This window comes from Okibacterium sp. AC114, assembly GCF_979253355.1.
Genome location: NZ_CEEDBR010000001.1, coordinates 2887720 through 2902552, shown reverse-complemented (window position 1 = coordinate 2902552; position 14833 = coordinate 2887720). Strand labels below are relative to the sequence as shown.

Sequence of the window (14833 nt, the reverse complement as noted above, 5' to 3'; positions counted from 1 at the left end):
GCATATTCAGTCGGCAGCTGGAGACGACTTTGAGCACTACATGCGGGTGAGGAAAACCGCCGACGTCTAAGGGACCCGCTCCGACCTGGACTGGGTCATCGTTCGTCCGGGCCTGCTCCGCGACGACGTGGGTACCGGTCTCGTGACGGCTGGCCCCGCCACCGAGTCCTCATCGAGTCGTACTCGAGGGAGGCGGGGCGGTCGAGTTGGCCGCAGCAAAGACCACTTGCGTGATGAGTCCGCCACGCGGGCGCGCCGTCATGATGAGTTCTGCCTTGTGAGCATCGACAATGCTCGAAACGATTGCGAGCCCGAGGCCACTTCCGGACCTACGGCTCGTGCGCTCCTCCAGTCGGGTGAATGGTTGCGTCAACAACGTCAGGTCGTCGAGGTCTATCCGTGACCCATCGTTCTCGATCGCGAAAACTGTTGACGTTCCGCCGTGCAGTGTCACGGCCAGCGAACCACCGACATCGTTGTGGACGATCGCGTTCCTGATCAGGTTGGTGACCAATTGGCGCAACAGTGCATCGTGTCCTCGCACCGTGACGTCATCCAGATTGAGATGCAGCCGGACGCGGCGCTCGGATATCTCCGGCTCGAGAAGCGCGATCGTATCCGCGACGACCGCCCGAAGTTCAACATCGGCGATCGCGAACTCGTTTTCCGCGGCGGCAAGATCGAGAAGGGCTCCAGTAATTCCGATCATGCGGTCGTTCAGCTGGAGGAGGCGAGTGAGAACGCGCGTGGTCTCGTCATCCTTCGGTGTTTTCATCGCCACTTGCATCATGGTGCGCGATGCTGCCAGAGGGGTCCGCAATTCGTGGGAGGCGTTTGCCGCGAAACGTGATCCGTTGGCGAATCCGGTCTCCAGCCGCTCCAGCAGCTGCGCGACGACGTTTTCGAGGTCACGCTGCTCGTCTCGTGTGGCCGCAGGTGCGATGGTGTTTCCCGGATGACGTGCGTTCCAATGATCGACGTGCGCGAGAGACTCTCGCGTCGTCGTCAACGTCCAATGGGTCACGAACCAGCCAGCCAGGCCGATCAGAAGCGCGAGAAGAAACGCGAGGGGAATAGCGATTTGAAGGAAGGAGCCTGCCCCTTCCGATGGGAAGGAAGGGTCATACAGGTAGCCGCCAGATGTCGCGTCGTAACGTTGCGAACCACCGGCTTGCGCGATGGCGACATACGCGATCGAGAGCAGGATAGCTTCCGCCGCCAACGTTCCAACGCCCCAAATCGCTCCATTGAGAAGCGGGGGAGATACGGTCGAACGAGCGCTCCTCATGCGGGAAACTCCCGGTCTGAAAGTCGATATCCGACACCCGCCACGGTATGGATGACTGCTGGTTCACCGAGCTTCTTTCGCAGCGTCGAAACCGTCACCCGGATCACGTTTGTGAAGGGGTCGGCGTTCTCGTCCCACGCCTTTTCGAGAAGACGTTCCGCACTGACAACGCCGCCCTGCGATCGCATGAGCACCTCGAGCACAGCGAACTCCTTCTTCGTGAGGTGAAGATATCGACCGGACCGATACGCCTCTCGGCGGAATGTGTCGACGATGACATCTCCCAGCTCCATGACCGGAGGCTGTGCAGGTGCGCTCCGCCGGTAAAGGGCCCTCACGCGCGCCACCAACTCGTCGAACTCGAACGGTTTCGTGAGATAGTCGTCGGCGCCCAGTGCCAATCCGCCCACACGTTCTGTCAGCGTCCCCGACGCCGTCAACATCAAGATCCGCGGAGGCATTTCTCGTTCCACCAGCCGCTGGCAGACAACGTCGCCGTGAACACGCGGGACATCACGGTCGAGCACCACAACGTCATAGTCAACAAGTTCAGCTGCGTCCAAAGCTTGCTGGCCATCTGAGGCGAGATCTGACGCGATCGCCTCTTGCTTGAAGCCAGTCTGTATGGCCTCGGCGAGGTAAAGCTCGTCTTCCACGATCAGCACTCTCATTTTGGTCCGGCCTTTCGTTTGAAGGTCAACTTCACCACACCTGATGTCTGTTGAGCGTAAAGAGCAGAGCTCACGCTCCCATTACCGGGAACACGGTGTCATCGAAGAGACCAAAGGACTCTGATGACTTCTCAGCTGTACGTCACCGACGCCCCGCCGCAACGGCCTCCGCTTCACCTCCCATCGCTCGTCGGGCTGAGGGCCCTCGCTGCTGGCATGGTATTTATCTATCACTTGCGAAACATGTCGTACTTCACTGGTGTACCGCAGGACGTACTCACGGGCGTTTTTGGTGCCGGATCCTCGGCGGTATCTCTGTTCTTCGTTCTGTCCGGTTTCGTCCTCGCCTGGTCGCACGTCGCTGGCGCCGCGATCACAACAACGTGGTGGCGACGTTTCGTGCGGATCTATCCACTCCACATTGTCGGTCTGATGGCGGCGGCTGGGGTGGGCGCGACTGTGTACCCGTCCATCCAAACGAACGACGCTCACGCGCTCCTCGCGAATGCTGGTCTGGTCAGCGCATGGCGCGCTGACTGGTGGCAGGCAGGCAACCCGGTCAGCTGGTCGCTCGTGTGCGAGGCGTTCTTCTACCTTCTGTTCCCTTTTCTCATACGGGGAGTTCAGCGCCTCAGCACATTTGGCGTTGTCGCCATCACGATGATCAGTCTCGTCGCGACCTGGTGTGTTCCGTTCCTCTTGGCCGATCTCCTCCCGGAGATCAGCGCCTACAGCAATCCGGCGAGCCGGCTTCCGGAGTTCATTTTCGGTATCGGATTCGCGACCCTCATGCGTCACCACGGATGGGTGGGGCCCCGCTTGATCGTCGCGGCCCCCGTTGCGATCCTCGGCTACACGGTCGCATCACTGAACACGCAATCACCGCTCAGTGCTGCCGCGTTCACGCTCGTCGGGTTCGGCTTGCTCATCGCGGCTCTCGCTCGACGAGACCTCGAGCACAAGCAGGGCGTTCTATCGACCAGGGCGTTCGTCGTCGCCGGCAAAGCGTCGTTCGCGTTCTACGTCTTACATCTGCTCTGCTTACAAGCCGTCCTCGGCACTTTTCCCGGTGTCCGCGCCGATCTCCTCACCGCCCTGGCGGGCACAGCACTCGCGGCATTCGCGGCGGGGGCACTTGCGCTGGCACTTCACTATGGTGTCGAATCACCGATCGTGAAGGTCTTGAGCGGGCGCCACTGGCTGTCTCCATCCGGCTCGCGAGCTAGCGGTCGACCCATGCGCGCTGTGAGGAGCGGATCCGGGAACACTGAGGCGCAGCAGAGTTCGTCGAGACTCCATTTCGCCACCCACTCGAGTGAGGCCACCCCTGCGTCGACGGTCAACGGCAGCCAGACGGCCGGGGACGTGACCAGTGACGCTGGGGTCCAGCGATCTCCGATGTAGATGAACCGATTGCCCCTGGCCGTTTCGACCGGGAGAACGACGCTCACTTGCGATTCGAAGGTACGCGAACCCTCCGGGGCGAACCGCCGCCACGGCGTCCATGGTCCTGTGAGGGCGGGCGCGGTCGTATAGCTGTTGTCGTTGTGATTCCAACCGGTGAGGCTGGACCCGAAGAGGTAGTAGAGCCCGCCGTGTGCAATGAGGGAGGGGGACTCGAGACCAGAAGTCGCCGGGTCACCCGTGAGTGTTGTAACGACGCCGTCGATACCCAGGTAGTCAGGAGTGAGTCGGTAGATATGCAGGCCCTGGTCTCTGTCTTCTGAGAGCAGGAACCCGACACCGTCCTCTTGGAATACTCCGATGTCGCGACTCAGATTACCCAGCGGCCGCTCGCTGCCCAGATACTCGTAAGGCCCAATGGGGGACCTGGCAATGGCGAACCCGACCCGGGCTTCGGCGTAGTCGAGTGAGTCGATGTGCAACGCCATAACGAAGTAACCAGCCGGATGGGCTAGCACTTTCGGGCGTTCGATGATCCGGTTGTGTGCGAGGTCGCCACGCCCCGTTCCCAGCGAGATCCCCTCGAATCGCCACTGCGCGAGGTCTTCCGATGAATAGCAGGAGATTCCGGCGAAGCGGTCGCCCTCCCTCTTGTCCTCACCCCATGCAAAATATCGCCCGTCACTCTTCAGGATGCCGATCCCATGAAGCTGGGCGACTTCGCCGCGGTGGTCTCTAAAAACGGTACCCGGCACGATGGCGGCGTTCACGTCGTTCCACTCAGCCACGTGAGAATGCGCCCGATGACATCGCGGTGCTCGTCGACGTCGTATGACGCGGTGTCGTGCCCGTAAGCGTCGTAGGCGGAGCGGACACCACCTCTGTCCTGCAGCCAGATCGATGGATGCCGCGGGTTCTGCGGTGCGTCGTCGCCGTGGTGGCCGTACAGAATGGTCCTCGCCGGCGCATCCTGTCTGAGGTCGAGGTAACGTTCGTCCTCGAGCTCGAATGGAACGAGTGCGCCGATCGGTGAGCTGGATTCATACGCCGGCAGGGGCACGGCTTGAAATGTGCCGTAGTCGGGATGCCAGGACGTGCCGGGCACCCACCGCGCGCCGACGGCGGCAGCCCACGCCGAGGAGTCCGGGAACGATGACGCGGCGGCGTGCGCGGCGAATATAGGTCGCGTTTGGAGCAAGCGAGTGAGACCGGCGGTCGCGGCACCTGTGGCCGGTGACGCTGCCCCATCTCGGGGTCTGCCCAAATCGGCAATCACGAGATCTGGAAGCGGCCCGACGGCCAGCGCCGCGAGGGCGTCGTCTACATCGTCAGCCCTCGTCACCGACATGCCGCGCAGCCTGGCGATATCAGCGAGGGCATCACTGGTGCGGGCGAAGGGATGCCAGGGGTCCGCATATCTTCCAGAGCCCGACAACAGCAACACGGTGGGGGAGTCAGTCACGCACGACCCCAGGCGTCGATGAACGGAGAAGCGGATAACCCTCCAGGACAACGTAACGTCCGTCGGAGCGGTCGTGCTCGGCCAGCGAGAACGCCGCCTCGGCTGCTTCGATCCACGGCAGGTGCATCGTGGAGAGCGGCGGGTCGATGTCCCTCAAAGCGGGAATGTCGTCGCATCCGGCCACAGCAAGATCGGGTCCGATCGCGATCCCGGCTTCGCGCAGTCTCACGCAGGCCCCAATCGCCATCGCATCATTGACGCAGAACACGGCTTCGACGCTGGGCCGGCGCAGTAATTCTCCGGCGGCCCGATAACCACCGTCATGGTTGAAGTCCTGCCAGATGACTCGATCCGGCTGAAGCTCGATGCCGTGCTCTTTCAGGCCATCACGGAATCCGCTCACCCGATGAGGAGAGAGGAGGCCGTGTCCACCGCCCGCAAACACGGCGAATTCGCGGTATCCGACGCCGACCAGCGCCTGCGCCATGTCGGATCCGGCCTTGTGATCGTCGACGACCACGCTGTCGAACGGTGTTCCGCTGATGCCGATCATCACGACGCGTGAACCTTCGCTCTCGGCTCGTTCGAGCTCGTCGACCAGCTCGCTCACACCCTCATCTTCGGGCGCTTCCGTTCCGACGACGACGATGACGGATGCTCGCTGCCCACGGAGCTGTCGAACGGCACGCGTTGTGCGCTCGACATCGGCGATGGTTGTGATCGCGGTCGACACAAGGAGGTCCCGGTCCGCTGCCGCGCGAAAAACACCCGCGGTCACGGGGTTCTGATAGTCCTCAGGGATGCTTCCGACAATGAGACCGACCGATTGAGACCGCCCGAGTGCCATCGCCTGAGCGGCGAGATTGGGTGCGTATCCGAGGCGCAGTGCCACGTCGCGCACGCGGGCCTGGGTTGCTGCGCCCACCTTCGACGGCGTTCCGTTCAGAGTGCGCGATGCCGTTGACACAGAGACGCCGGCCTCGCGCGCGACATCCTCGAGGGTGACCATTCGTCGCGCGGTCATCGGTGCTCCCTTACTGTTCGCGGGTGAACCGAATGTTCGGCTCGCCTTCACTTTATGGCGCCAAGAGTCACCCCGGTGCGCCAGAAGCGCTGCATGCTGATGAGCACGACCGCGAGCGGAATGATGGAGATGAGCGCGCCGGTGAGGGTGAGGGCTGTCAGGTCGACGAAAGATTGGTCTTTGTCGACAAACCAGCTGTAGAGGCCGACGCCGATCGTCCACTTCTCAGAGCCGCGGAGCATGGTGAGGGGGAGGAAGAAATTGTTCCAGTTGGTCACGAAGAGCAGGATGAACACGGTGGCGGCCCCCGTGCGCATCATGGGCAAAACGATCTGTACGAAGATTCGAAACTCGCCCGCGCCGTCGATGCGTGCGGCCTCGAGAAGCTCGTCGGGCACTGTGCCGTCGACGTAGACCTTTGCGAGGTAGGCGCCGAACGGCGAGATGAAGAGCGGAATGAGTACAGCCCAAACCGTGTCGACGAGGCCGATCTGCGAGAACAGCAGAAATAGGGGAACTGTGATGAGGGTGCTGGGGACGAGGAATGAGCCGATCACGACGGCCAGTCCGAGCCCACGGCCGGGATAGGTGAATTTCGAGAGGGAGTACCCGACCGCGATCGAGATGATGGTGCAGACGATAGCGCCACCACCGGCGTAGAGCAGGGTGTTTCCCAACCACCGGAGGAAGATGCTGTTGTTGTACGTGAAAAGTTGGGTCAGATTGTCGAAGAGGTTGAATTCGCCGAACCAGAGGCCGTTCGTGTTGTAGAGGTCGCGACGATTCTTCGTTGCGTTGACGATCAACCACCACACGGGTGCAACGGAGTAGATGGCGAAGAGCACCAGCCCCACCGTGACAAGAAGTTGTCCGCGGCGGCGGGGCGCCTTGTTGTGCGGAACGGCGGAAGGTTCGCCCACGCCGTGATCCGAGTGCCGAGTTTTTTCGGGCAGAAGCGCGGTCATCAGTTGGCCTTCCGGTTGGTCAATTTGAAGAATCCGAAGGAGAAGATTCCGATGACCGCCGCAAGTACGACGGACAGGGCGGCGGCGTAGTTGTAGTTGTTACTCGTGAAGGCCTGGAAGTAAATGGACATGATCGGCGTGAAGTCTTTGGTCACGGTCTGTGGGGAAGCGCCTCGGAACAGGAGTGGCTCGTTGAAGACCTGGAGCATTCCGATGATCGAGATCAGGCCGGTGAGCACGAGAGAGCCGCGAATGCTTGGAATCTTGATGGACCAGGCGATTCGAAAACCCCCGGCGCCGTCCATGGTGGCTGCTTCGAGAACTGAGCGGTCAACCCCTCGCAAGGCGCTGTACATGATGAGCATGTTGAAGCCCAGCACCATCCACACGATGAGGTTGCCAATCGAAACCCACAGAAGTTCCGGGCTGAAGAAGTTGATATCCGCACCGACGAGGTCTCCGGCCGCCGTCAACGGTCCGGTGCGCGGGCTGTAGAGATATACCCAGATGAGCGTGGCCACGATCGCGGGCACCATATACGGCACCAGCAGCAGCGAGCGGAAGAGGCCTCCGCGTTTCTCGCTCGTAACGGCATCGAGCAACAGCGCCGCTGACAGACTCAGGCCGAGCGAGATGGGAATTTGAATCAGAGCGAAGAGCGCCACCCGCACCATCGAGCCCCAGAAGGCCGCGTCTCCGAAGGCCCTCGCGTAGTTATCCAAGCCTGCGAACACCGTGGTCGACTCGGTGAGCCCGAGCCCACCGTCGCCTTTCACAGCGAAGAGGCTTTGACCGACCGCATAAGCGATCGGCAAGACAAAGACGAAGGCGAAGCCGAGGAAGAAGGGGGCGGCTAGCAATGCGCCCGAACGATTCTGGCTCGGGCGCCAGAGCCCTCGTTTGGTGCGGGTGGCGCTGTTCACTGTCATGGATTCGTGTTACTCGCTTACCTTGAGGTTCTTCGATGTGAGGTCATTCACGGTCCACTCCTGCATGTGTTCGAGCACCTGCTGCACCGTGACCTCCTTCGTCAGTGCCTTGGCCCACCAGGTCGCCAGCTCTTCAAGGGCGGGCCCCTGGTTCGGGCCGTCCTTCATCGAACGGCTTGTGTCGACCGCATTCTGGATGACTTCCGGCGCGGCGGCCTTCGCATCGCCCAGAAGGTTCGCCGGAAGGAGAGCGTCGATGTAGCCCGACGGGTCTGCCACGACCGGGAAGGTTGCCGAGCCGTCGACGGTGTCGGCCAAAAGCTTCACCGCATCGGGATCGGTCGCCAACCAGCGCGCGAACTTCGTTGCAGCCTCTGGGTGCTCGGTCGTCGAGGTCACGCCATATGCGTTGTAGTAGCTCGGTGACACCAGCTCCGAAGCGCCTTCGAACGTCGGGTAAGGAGCGAGCGCCCAGTCCCCGACCGAGCTCGCGAAGTTCTGCTCGTAGACCGGCAACTGCCAGGTCGATGTTGTGAACTGGGAGAGCTTGCCCGAGCTGAAGAACTGCATCAAAGCATCGAATTCGATGTAGGTGTAGTTGCCGGAAATGTTGTCGTCGATAACCGTCTGCACCAGTTCGCCTGCTGCAAGTGATTCGGGCGACGTGAATCCGACCTTCCAGGCATCCCCTTCGGACTCCCACCACTCGGCTCCGGCCTGCGTTGCCCAGTCGCGAAGGTAGGACGGGTCTTCGCCCGGGAAGTTGAAGCTCTTGATCTCGCCCCCGGCACCCATCGTGACAGCTTGTTCAACGGCTTCCGGCCAGGAAGTCGGCGCGGAGAGTCCGAACTCCGCGAATGTCTTGGTGTTGATGGCGTTGAACGTGGGGTTTGTTCCATAGGGAACACCGGCTACGACGTCGCCGACATGCACAAAGTCGAAGGCACCCTGCGCGAACGCCTTGTCGTCGTTGTCGTACCACTGAGAGATGTCCTGCGTGACACCTTCGACAAGGAACGAAACCGACTGTCCCCGCGGTATCTGGAACAAATCCGGTGCGTTCTTGGCCGCGACAGCGTTCTGGATCGCGGTGGTGATGTCCGCGTCGCCGCCCTGCTCCACGTACGTGACCTGCGCGTCCGGGTTCTCGGTATTCCAGAGGTCGACCTGCGCCTGCTGGCCCTTCGTGTTACCCCAGAAGGTCAAAGCAACCTTCTCGCCGTCTGAGCCTGGCGTCTCGGATGAGCTGCATGCTGTGAATGTCAGTGCCATCCCGATCGCGACTGCGCCGGCGACCCACTTAATGCGACTTGCCATCTTCTCTCCCTTGATGAAGGTGCCCCACATCGTTGTGTAGAGCAAGCGCTCTCACCATAAAGTCCCTTCTTGGTTCGAGTCAAGCTAAATATGAGGTTTGATGGAAAGGACAGCGCTTGCGCGATTTGCACGCAGTAGGGCAAAGTGGAATCCATCATTCGATTCAGTGAGGAACTCAGTGACCCCCAGCAGTCTTGACGTGCCCGTAATCCTTGTCCATGGTTGGGCAGGCTCAGCACGGTCGTGGGATTCCGTCTTTCCCGCTCTCCGCGCCGAGGGGTTCGAGAATGTCGTCGCGGTGAAGTTGCCCGGATCACCGGGGGCGACGGGGCATTCGGATTTCACCGTGCGCGCTGCAGCCGACGACGTCGCCCGTGTGGCGGCGGAGTCCGAGCGCCCACCTCTGCTTGTCGGTCATTCGATGGGAGCCCAGATCACTCTTTTAGTGCACCAGATCATGGGCGCTGCCCTGGCCGGCGAGATCGTCATCGACCCTGCCTATGGATCGGATTCGACGCCGGCAGAAAATGCCTCATGGGCCGATCGCATCGAGATAGGCGGGCACGAGGTCGTCCGTGAATTCTTCCAGAGTGCTGTCGGGCACCGTATGCCGCTGCCCGATCGCAAGCGAGTCCTCGACGATGTCGCAGCAACGCCGGCCGACGTTATTGCCCGGTATCTCCGTTCCGAGTACGCACAAGCTGATTCGATCGGTCTCCGGGCGCGGACGGAGGAGGCGGTGAAGCGGCGAACCCGTCCCGTGCTCGCTGTGCATTCCACCCCGTCGGCGGCGGAGCGCGAGTCCAGGCTGTGGTCACCCGAAGGCTCCCGCGTGGAGGTGTGGGAGGGGCACGGGCACTATCTTCATCTGGAAGATCCGAAGAGGTTTGCCCGTTCCGTCGCCGCGTGGAGCGACGCGAGAGTCACGACATGACGAATTACGCCATCCTTCTCGGCTCATCGCTCCTGGCCGAGAAGCTGTTCGGTGAAGACCTGGATGCGTTCGCAAACGTTCCTGCACATCGCGTTGCGCCAGTAGCAACGTCTGTCGCCGAGCTTGACGCGCAGGCCGCGCTTACCGACATCGAGGTTCTGGTGACCGGATGGGGGACACCCTCGCTCACCCATGATGATCTGGCATCAATGCCGTCACTGCGGGCCCTCATCCACGCCGGTGGCGTCGCCTCAACTCTTCTGCCTCCCCACACTGAACGGCAGGTCGAACTCTCATCCGCGGCTGACATCAACGGCGTCCCCGTGGCCGAGTACACGCTTGCCATGATTCTGCTCGCAAACAAGCGGGTTTTCGCTTCGCAACAGCTGTACCGCAGCATACGCGGGCACATCGATCGCGAAGAAACCTACTCGGACGCGGGCAACTTCGGTCAAGTGGTGGGAATCGTCGGAGCATCGCGAATCGGTCGGCGCGTGATCGAGTTGCTGCGCCCCTTCGATGTGCGTGTGCTCGTCTTCGACCCATATCTTTCCGACGCTGATGCCGCGTCGCTCGGCGTGGACAAAGCCAGCCTCGAGCATGTGCTTGCAGAAAGCCAGGTCGTCAGTCTGCACGCTCCCGTCACTCCCGAGACCGAGTCGATGATCGGTGCCGAGCAGCTCGCCTCCCTTTCTTCGGGCGCCACCCTGATCAACACCGCACGCGGTGCACTCGTAGACATGGAGGCACTCACCGCCGAACTGACGTCGGGCCGATTGTCGGCGATCCTTGACGTAACGGACCCCGAGGAACCGATTCCTTCGCGCTCGGTCCTGTGGGATCTGCCGAACGTGGTCCTGACACCACACGTAGCAGGCTCTATGGGGACGGAACTACGCCGTCTGGGCAATCATGTCGCTGCGGAGCTCATGAGGTACGCGAAGGGGGAGCCATTCAATACCCCCGAGCGGAGATGAACCGAGGTTGTTTTCCGCTGTGCCGTGCTGTGCTGCTGGTCGGACCCGATCTGATCCAATCAGCGGTGTTCAAGAACGAACGTGCGCAGCAAGCCGTGCCATCCCGAGCCATCGAGATCGTCTGCGCGGACGCCGACGAATAATCCGGTGAAACGCAGCCCGTCTCCGTAATCGTCCGAGAGCTTCCACGCCGGGAGGGGGTCGCCGATTCGTCGAGGCTCCGAGTCGTCGACGGCGTAGGAGAAGGTGGCCGCGTCCCCTTGCACCGAAACGAGCAGGCGTACCGGGCCATCCTGAATTGCGGCGACCGACATCAAGGTGGTTGTGCCGCCGATTCGGCTTGTGAGTCTGACGACCCGGCCGAGCTCGGAGTCGCGCGTGACCGCGAGCGCAAACCATCCTCGCGTGTCGTACCAGAGGGTCAGGGCCATCGATTGGCGAAATGTAGGTGGGTCTGCCTCGACGATGGCCTCGGCGCGCATCGCGTGCTCAGTGACGCGCTGCCCAATGAGGCTTTGATTGAACAGGGATGCCGCCGACTCGCCGCCGAGTAGGCGCAAACCGGACCCGGGCGCCGGCCTCGCGAATGTCGACGCCTGCCGAAGCGAGCTCCACCGACGCCGGTCGATATCGTGGCCTCGCCAAAACTCGTCGATGATAGTTACAGGGGAGGCAGCCGGACCCTCGAGTTCTCCCGTAGCCTCGCCGTCTACCGAGAAAAGCGTGAAGGCGTGATGGCCTCCACCAGCGAGACGAGGCCAGCCGTCGGAGTCCAGTCGCATGCGTTGGAGGCAGGTCTCCCGACCCAGAGTGCTGTACCTGTGCCCCTCATGCAGAACGGGCCGGGCCGCAAGGTGAACGAGTACTAGCTCGCCGTTGGGGCCGTAGATCAACTCGCCGTGACCCGCTTTCTGGAGGGTCAGGCCGGGCGCGTCCCGCGAGGTGAGCACCGCGGACGCCGGGTCCCGCTGATAGGGGCCGGTCAGAATTGTCGATTGCGCGGCCGTGATGCCGTGGTTCCATCCGGTCCCCCCTTCCGCAAGGGTCAAGAGGTAGGTGCCGTCGATCTTGTAGAGGTTCGGGCCCTCAACAAGTCCTGGGGATTGAAAGATGACGTGTGATTCGCCGGACATCTTCTGCGCATCGACGAGAAACTCTTCGAGGACGATACCGGAGAAGCTCGGTTTGTCGGGTCTGTGATCCCAGCGAACCCCGACGAGCCAATGCCGGCCGTCATCGTCGTGGAAGAAAGAGAAGTCGAAGCCGCGGGAACCGAGAAAAACGGGCTGTGTCCACGGCCCATCGATCGAGTCGCTGGTTGTGAGGTAGTTTTTCGCGTCGAGGTCGTCGCCGTCCATCGTGTGGACCACCGAGTAGGCCAACCAAATGCGGTTGTCCACCACGGTGATGCTGGGGGCCCAGATGCCGCCCGAGTCGGGAATGCCGGCGAGGTCGAGGCCCACCCCTTCGTCGAGAGCGTGGCCAGCCGTCGTCCACTGCAGCAGGTCGGGTGAGCGGTGCAGGCGGATTCCGGGGAACCATTCGAATGTGCTCGTCGCAATGACGTATTCGCCCTGGAAGGTCGTAATCGACGGGTCGGGGTTGAATCCGCGGAGAACCGGGTTTTCAACCGTCGTGTCGTTGCCGCCATCGTTCGACATCCCGTTACCGCCCTCGTTGTGTGGAAGGTGGCGCCCCAGCCATCCCTCTATGATTGGACAACGCTATCCAATTCAGACGAAGGAGTCGACCTCATGAATTCGATCCACAGTGAAGCGGCCGTTCGCGAAGCGAAAAAACTCGGACTGACTCTGAGCATCGCTGAGGATCACCCGGTCTCCATTGCCGGGTTATTCGGCTGTCCGGGCTTTGGTCGGCAGGGCGTCGTTATGGTCGAAGTGTTCACGCTTCGAGAGCAGCGGGCCCGGACGAGTCAGGCGTATGTGCGGAGCGCGGTGGGGGAGCGCCTGCGATTCGAGGGGTTCGAAACGGGGGGTGCTGAGGGCTCGAGAACTCTCACGCTGATTCAGCGAGACTCCGACAGCGGGCTCGTCGTGCGCACTCAGCTCACGAGATTCGGTTCCGTTCCTGCGATAACGGTTATGAACACGATCAAGAATGAATCTGCCGCTCCCGTGACCATCACGATGCTCAGCTCCTTGTTGGTCGGAATTGGATCGAGTGAGAGTGACCTTGCAGAGACGACGTTGGCTCTCGGCGAGAGCGAGTGGTTGGCTGAGGGTCGATGGACCGAGCGGCCACTCAGGGAACTCCTCCCGTACCTGAACCTCGGCTTCCACGGCCAAGACGGGCGGGGTCGTTTCGCGCGAACGAGCCACGGCGCCTGGTCGACGGGCGAGCATATTCCCGCCGGGGTCGTCACTCGACATGATGATGGCACGGCGATGGCGTGGCAGATCGAAACAAGCGGGGCTTGGCACCACGAGATCAGCCAAGGCGCGGCGGGAGCGGTTCTCGGCCTGTTCGGACCGACGGATGCGGAGCACAGCTTCGCCCATGAGCTGGCGCCGGGCGCCTCATTCGAGAGCGTCCCTGCCACTGTCGCGGTCGCCGCTGGCGGGCGCGATGCCGCGATCGGTGCCCTCACGCAGTATCGGCGCGCTATTAGGCTGGCCCGACCCGCCGACGACGCTTTGCCGATCATCTACAACGACTTCATGAACACGCTGATGGGTGAACCCTCGACGGAGAGGCTACTGCCACTCATCGACGGCGCAGCGCGCGCGGGCGCGGAGCTTTTCTGCATCGACGCGGGGTGGTTCGCCGACCCGGCAATCGGCGACTGGTGGTCGGCAATCGGGGAATGGCGGGAAGCGAAGTCCCGATTCAGCGACGGCCTCGGCTCGGTCATCGACGCCATCCACGCCGCCGGCATGCGCAGCGGGCTCTGGCTCGAACCGGAGATCGTCGGCGCTATCAGTCCAGCCGCCACCGAACTGCCGGACGAAGCCTTCTTTCAACGCCAGGGCGTGCGCGTGCGGGAACACGACCGATTCCACCTCGACTTCCGCCATCCCGCAGCGCGGGCCCACCTCGACCGGACAGTGGACCACCTCGTCGGCAACTATGGGGTGAGCTATTTCAAACTCGACTACAACATCAACCCTGGTGTCGGAACCGACGTCGAGGGAACATGGCCGGGGGATGGTCTCCTCGGGCACACCCGCGCTTTCCGGGACTGGCTGATCGGCGCGCAGGAGCGCCACCCGGGAGTGCTGTTCGAAAACTGCAGCTCAGGCGCCATGCGGATGGATTCTTCGTTGGTCGCGGTGAGCCACCTTCAATCGACCAGTGACCAGCAGGACTACCGTCTGTACCCTCCGATCGCCGCGTCGGCACCGGTATCGATGCCACCGGAGCGGTGCGGAAACTGGGCATACCCCGCAGCGGGATGGAGTGAGGAAGAGACCGCGTTCTCTCTCGTCGCGGGAATCATGGGGCGTCTGTATCTATCCGGGTTCCTCACCGAGCTCGACGAGGAACAATTCGCTCTCGTTCAGGCTGCCGTGAACGTCCACCAGCACCTTCGAGACGACATTGCGGCGTCGCTGCCGTTCTACCCGACGGGTCTTCCCGGCTGGAGCGACGACGTCCTGTCCCTCGGCCTGCGACTCAGTGATGGCAGCGTGCTCGTTGCTATCTGGTCCCGCGGGGATGCCGGGTCAAACCTCACCTTGGATTTGCCTTGTGGTCAAACGTGGGCGGCAGAGCAGGTTTTCCCGCCGGTTGCTTCTCACCGGGAATGGGGAGTGACCTCGACGGAGGGCCAACCGGTCGTGGAGGTGACGGCGGGCGTTTCGGCACGGATCTTGCGTTTCCGTGTGAGCTAGCCTGGGAGCTG

12 protein-coding genes and 1 pseudogene are annotated in these 14833 nt (G+C 62.2%); 4 read left to right on the top strand and 9 right to left on the bottom strand.

What is annotated here, in order from left to right; genetic code table 11:
- Positions 1-169: 169 nt before the first annotated feature.
- Positions 170-1288 carry a sensor histidine kinase gene (locus ACZ6IE_RS13445; RefSeq protein ID WP_464608373.1) on the bottom strand — a complete coding sequence of 373 codons (1119 nt, stop codon included), beginning with the start codon at positions 1286-1288 and terminating at the stop codon, positions 170-172.
- The gene (locus ACZ6IE_RS13440; protein ID WP_464608372.1) at positions 1285-1959 is read right to left on the bottom strand and encodes a response regulator transcription factor; all 675 of its coding nucleotides are present in this window, start codon (positions 1957-1959) and stop codon (positions 1285-1287) included. Before ACZ6IE_RS13440 ends, ACZ6IE_RS13445 begins: the two co-directional genes overlap by 4 nt.
- Positions 1960-2082: 123 nt before the next feature.
- On the opposite strand from ACZ6IE_RS13440, the gene ACZ6IE_RS13435 reads away from it, so the two are divergent.
- Positions 2083-3363: an acyltransferase family protein gene (locus tag ACZ6IE_RS13435; RefSeq protein ID WP_464608371.1), complete on the top strand. Its 1281-nt coding sequence runs from the start codon at positions 2083-2085 to the stop codon at positions 3361-3363.
- Positions 3364-3464: 101 nt separating this feature from the next.
- Here the strand turns inward: ACZ6IE_RS13435 and ACZ6IE_RS13430 are convergent.
- The 6 genes and pseudogenes from ACZ6IE_RS13430 to ACZ6IE_RS13405 all read right to left on the bottom strand — a co-directional run.
- Positions 3465-4118, bottom strand: a pseudogene (locus ACZ6IE_RS13430) (family 43 glycosylhydrolase); the annotation flags it as partial.
- Positions 4119-4129: 11 nt separating this feature from the next.
- A complete protein-coding gene (locus ACZ6IE_RS13425) occupies positions 4130-4561 on the bottom strand; it encodes a ThuA domain-containing protein (RefSeq protein ID WP_464608370.1) in 432 nt (143 codons plus the stop codon).
- Positions 4562-4817: 256 nt separating this feature from the next.
- A complete protein-coding gene (locus tag ACZ6IE_RS13420; RefSeq protein WP_464608369.1) occupies positions 4818-5849 on the bottom strand; it encodes a LacI family DNA-binding transcriptional regulator in 1032 nt (343 codons plus the stop codon).
- 47 nt (positions 5850-5896) lie between these two features.
- Positions 5897-6769, bottom strand: coding sequence for a carbohydrate ABC transporter permease (locus tag ACZ6IE_RS13415; RefSeq protein ID WP_464608368.1), 873 nt, complete (start codon positions 6767-6769; stop codon positions 5897-5899).
- A gap of 44 nt (positions 6770-6813) precedes the next feature.
- Complete coding sequence (locus ACZ6IE_RS13410; RefSeq protein WP_464608367.1) at positions 6814-7743, bottom strand: carbohydrate ABC transporter permease; 930 nt, start codon at positions 7741-7743, stop codon at positions 6814-6816.
- Positions 7744-7752: 9 nt separating this feature from the next.
- A complete protein-coding gene (locus tag ACZ6IE_RS13405; RefSeq protein WP_464608366.1) occupies positions 7753-9105 on the bottom strand; it encodes an ABC transporter substrate-binding protein in 1353 nt (450 codons plus the stop codon).
- A 133-nt stretch (positions 9106-9238) separates the two neighbouring features.
- Between ACZ6IE_RS13405 and ACZ6IE_RS13400 the strand changes: the two genes are divergently transcribed.
- On the top strand, positions 9239-9994 hold the full coding sequence (locus ACZ6IE_RS13400) for an alpha/beta fold hydrolase (RefSeq protein WP_464608365.1): 756 nt from the start codon (positions 9239-9241) through the stop codon (positions 9992-9994).
- Positions 9991-10971, top strand: a complete 981-nt coding sequence (locus ACZ6IE_RS13395) for a hydroxyacid dehydrogenase (RefSeq protein ID WP_464608364.1) — start codon at positions 9991-9993, stop codon at positions 10969-10971. Before ACZ6IE_RS13400 ends, ACZ6IE_RS13395 begins: the two co-directional genes overlap by 4 nt.
- 59 nt (positions 10972-11030) lie before the next feature.
- Here the strand turns inward: ACZ6IE_RS13395 and ACZ6IE_RS13390 are convergent, their stop codons facing one another.
- Positions 11031-12632, bottom strand: a complete 1602-nt coding sequence (locus ACZ6IE_RS13390; protein WP_464608363.1) for a glycoside hydrolase family 43 protein — start codon at positions 12630-12632, stop codon at positions 11031-11033.
- Positions 12633-12725: 93 nt separating this feature from the next.
- On the opposite strand from ACZ6IE_RS13390, the gene ACZ6IE_RS13385 reads away from it, so the two are divergent.
- Positions 12726-14822: a glycoside hydrolase family 36 protein gene (locus ACZ6IE_RS13385; protein WP_464608362.1), complete on the top strand. Its 2097-nt coding sequence runs from the start codon at positions 12726-12728 to the stop codon at positions 14820-14822.
- Positions 14823-14833 lie beyond the last annotated feature (11 nt).

What these genes read in the sequence shown, in the direction of transcription:
- ACZ6IE_RS13390 (WP_464608363.1), bottom strand. Translation starts at nt 12,632, where the DNA reads ATGTCGAACGATGGCGGCAACGACACGACGGTTGAAAACCCGGTTCTC.
- ACZ6IE_RS13385 (WP_464608362.1), top strand. Translation starts at nt 12,726, where the DNA reads ATGAATTCGATCCACAGTGAAGCGGCCGTTCGCGAAGCGAAAAAACTC.
- ACZ6IE_RS13435 (WP_464608371.1), top strand. Translation starts at nt 2,083, where the DNA reads ATGACTTCTCAGCTGTACGTCACCGACGCCCCGCCGCAACGGCCTCCG.
- ACZ6IE_RS13420 (WP_464608369.1), bottom strand. Translation starts at nt 5,849, where the DNA reads ATGACCGCGCGACGAATGGTCACCCTCGAGGATGTCGCGCGCGAGGCC.
- ACZ6IE_RS13410 (WP_464608367.1), bottom strand. Translation starts at nt 7,743, where the DNA reads ATGACAGTGAACAGCGCCACCCGCACCAAACGAGGGCTCTGGCGCCCG.
- ACZ6IE_RS13440 (WP_464608372.1), bottom strand. Translation starts at nt 1,959, where the DNA reads ATGAGAGTGCTGATCGTGGAAGACGAGCTTTACCTCGCCGAGGCCATA.
- ACZ6IE_RS13395 (WP_464608364.1), top strand. Translation starts at nt 9,991, where the DNA reads ATGACGAATTACGCCATCCTTCTCGGCTCATCGCTCCTGGCCGAGAAG.
- ACZ6IE_RS13445 (WP_464608373.1), bottom strand. Translation starts at nt 1,288, where the DNA reads ATGAGGAGCGCTCGTTCGACCGTATCTCCCCCGCTTCTCAATGGAGCG.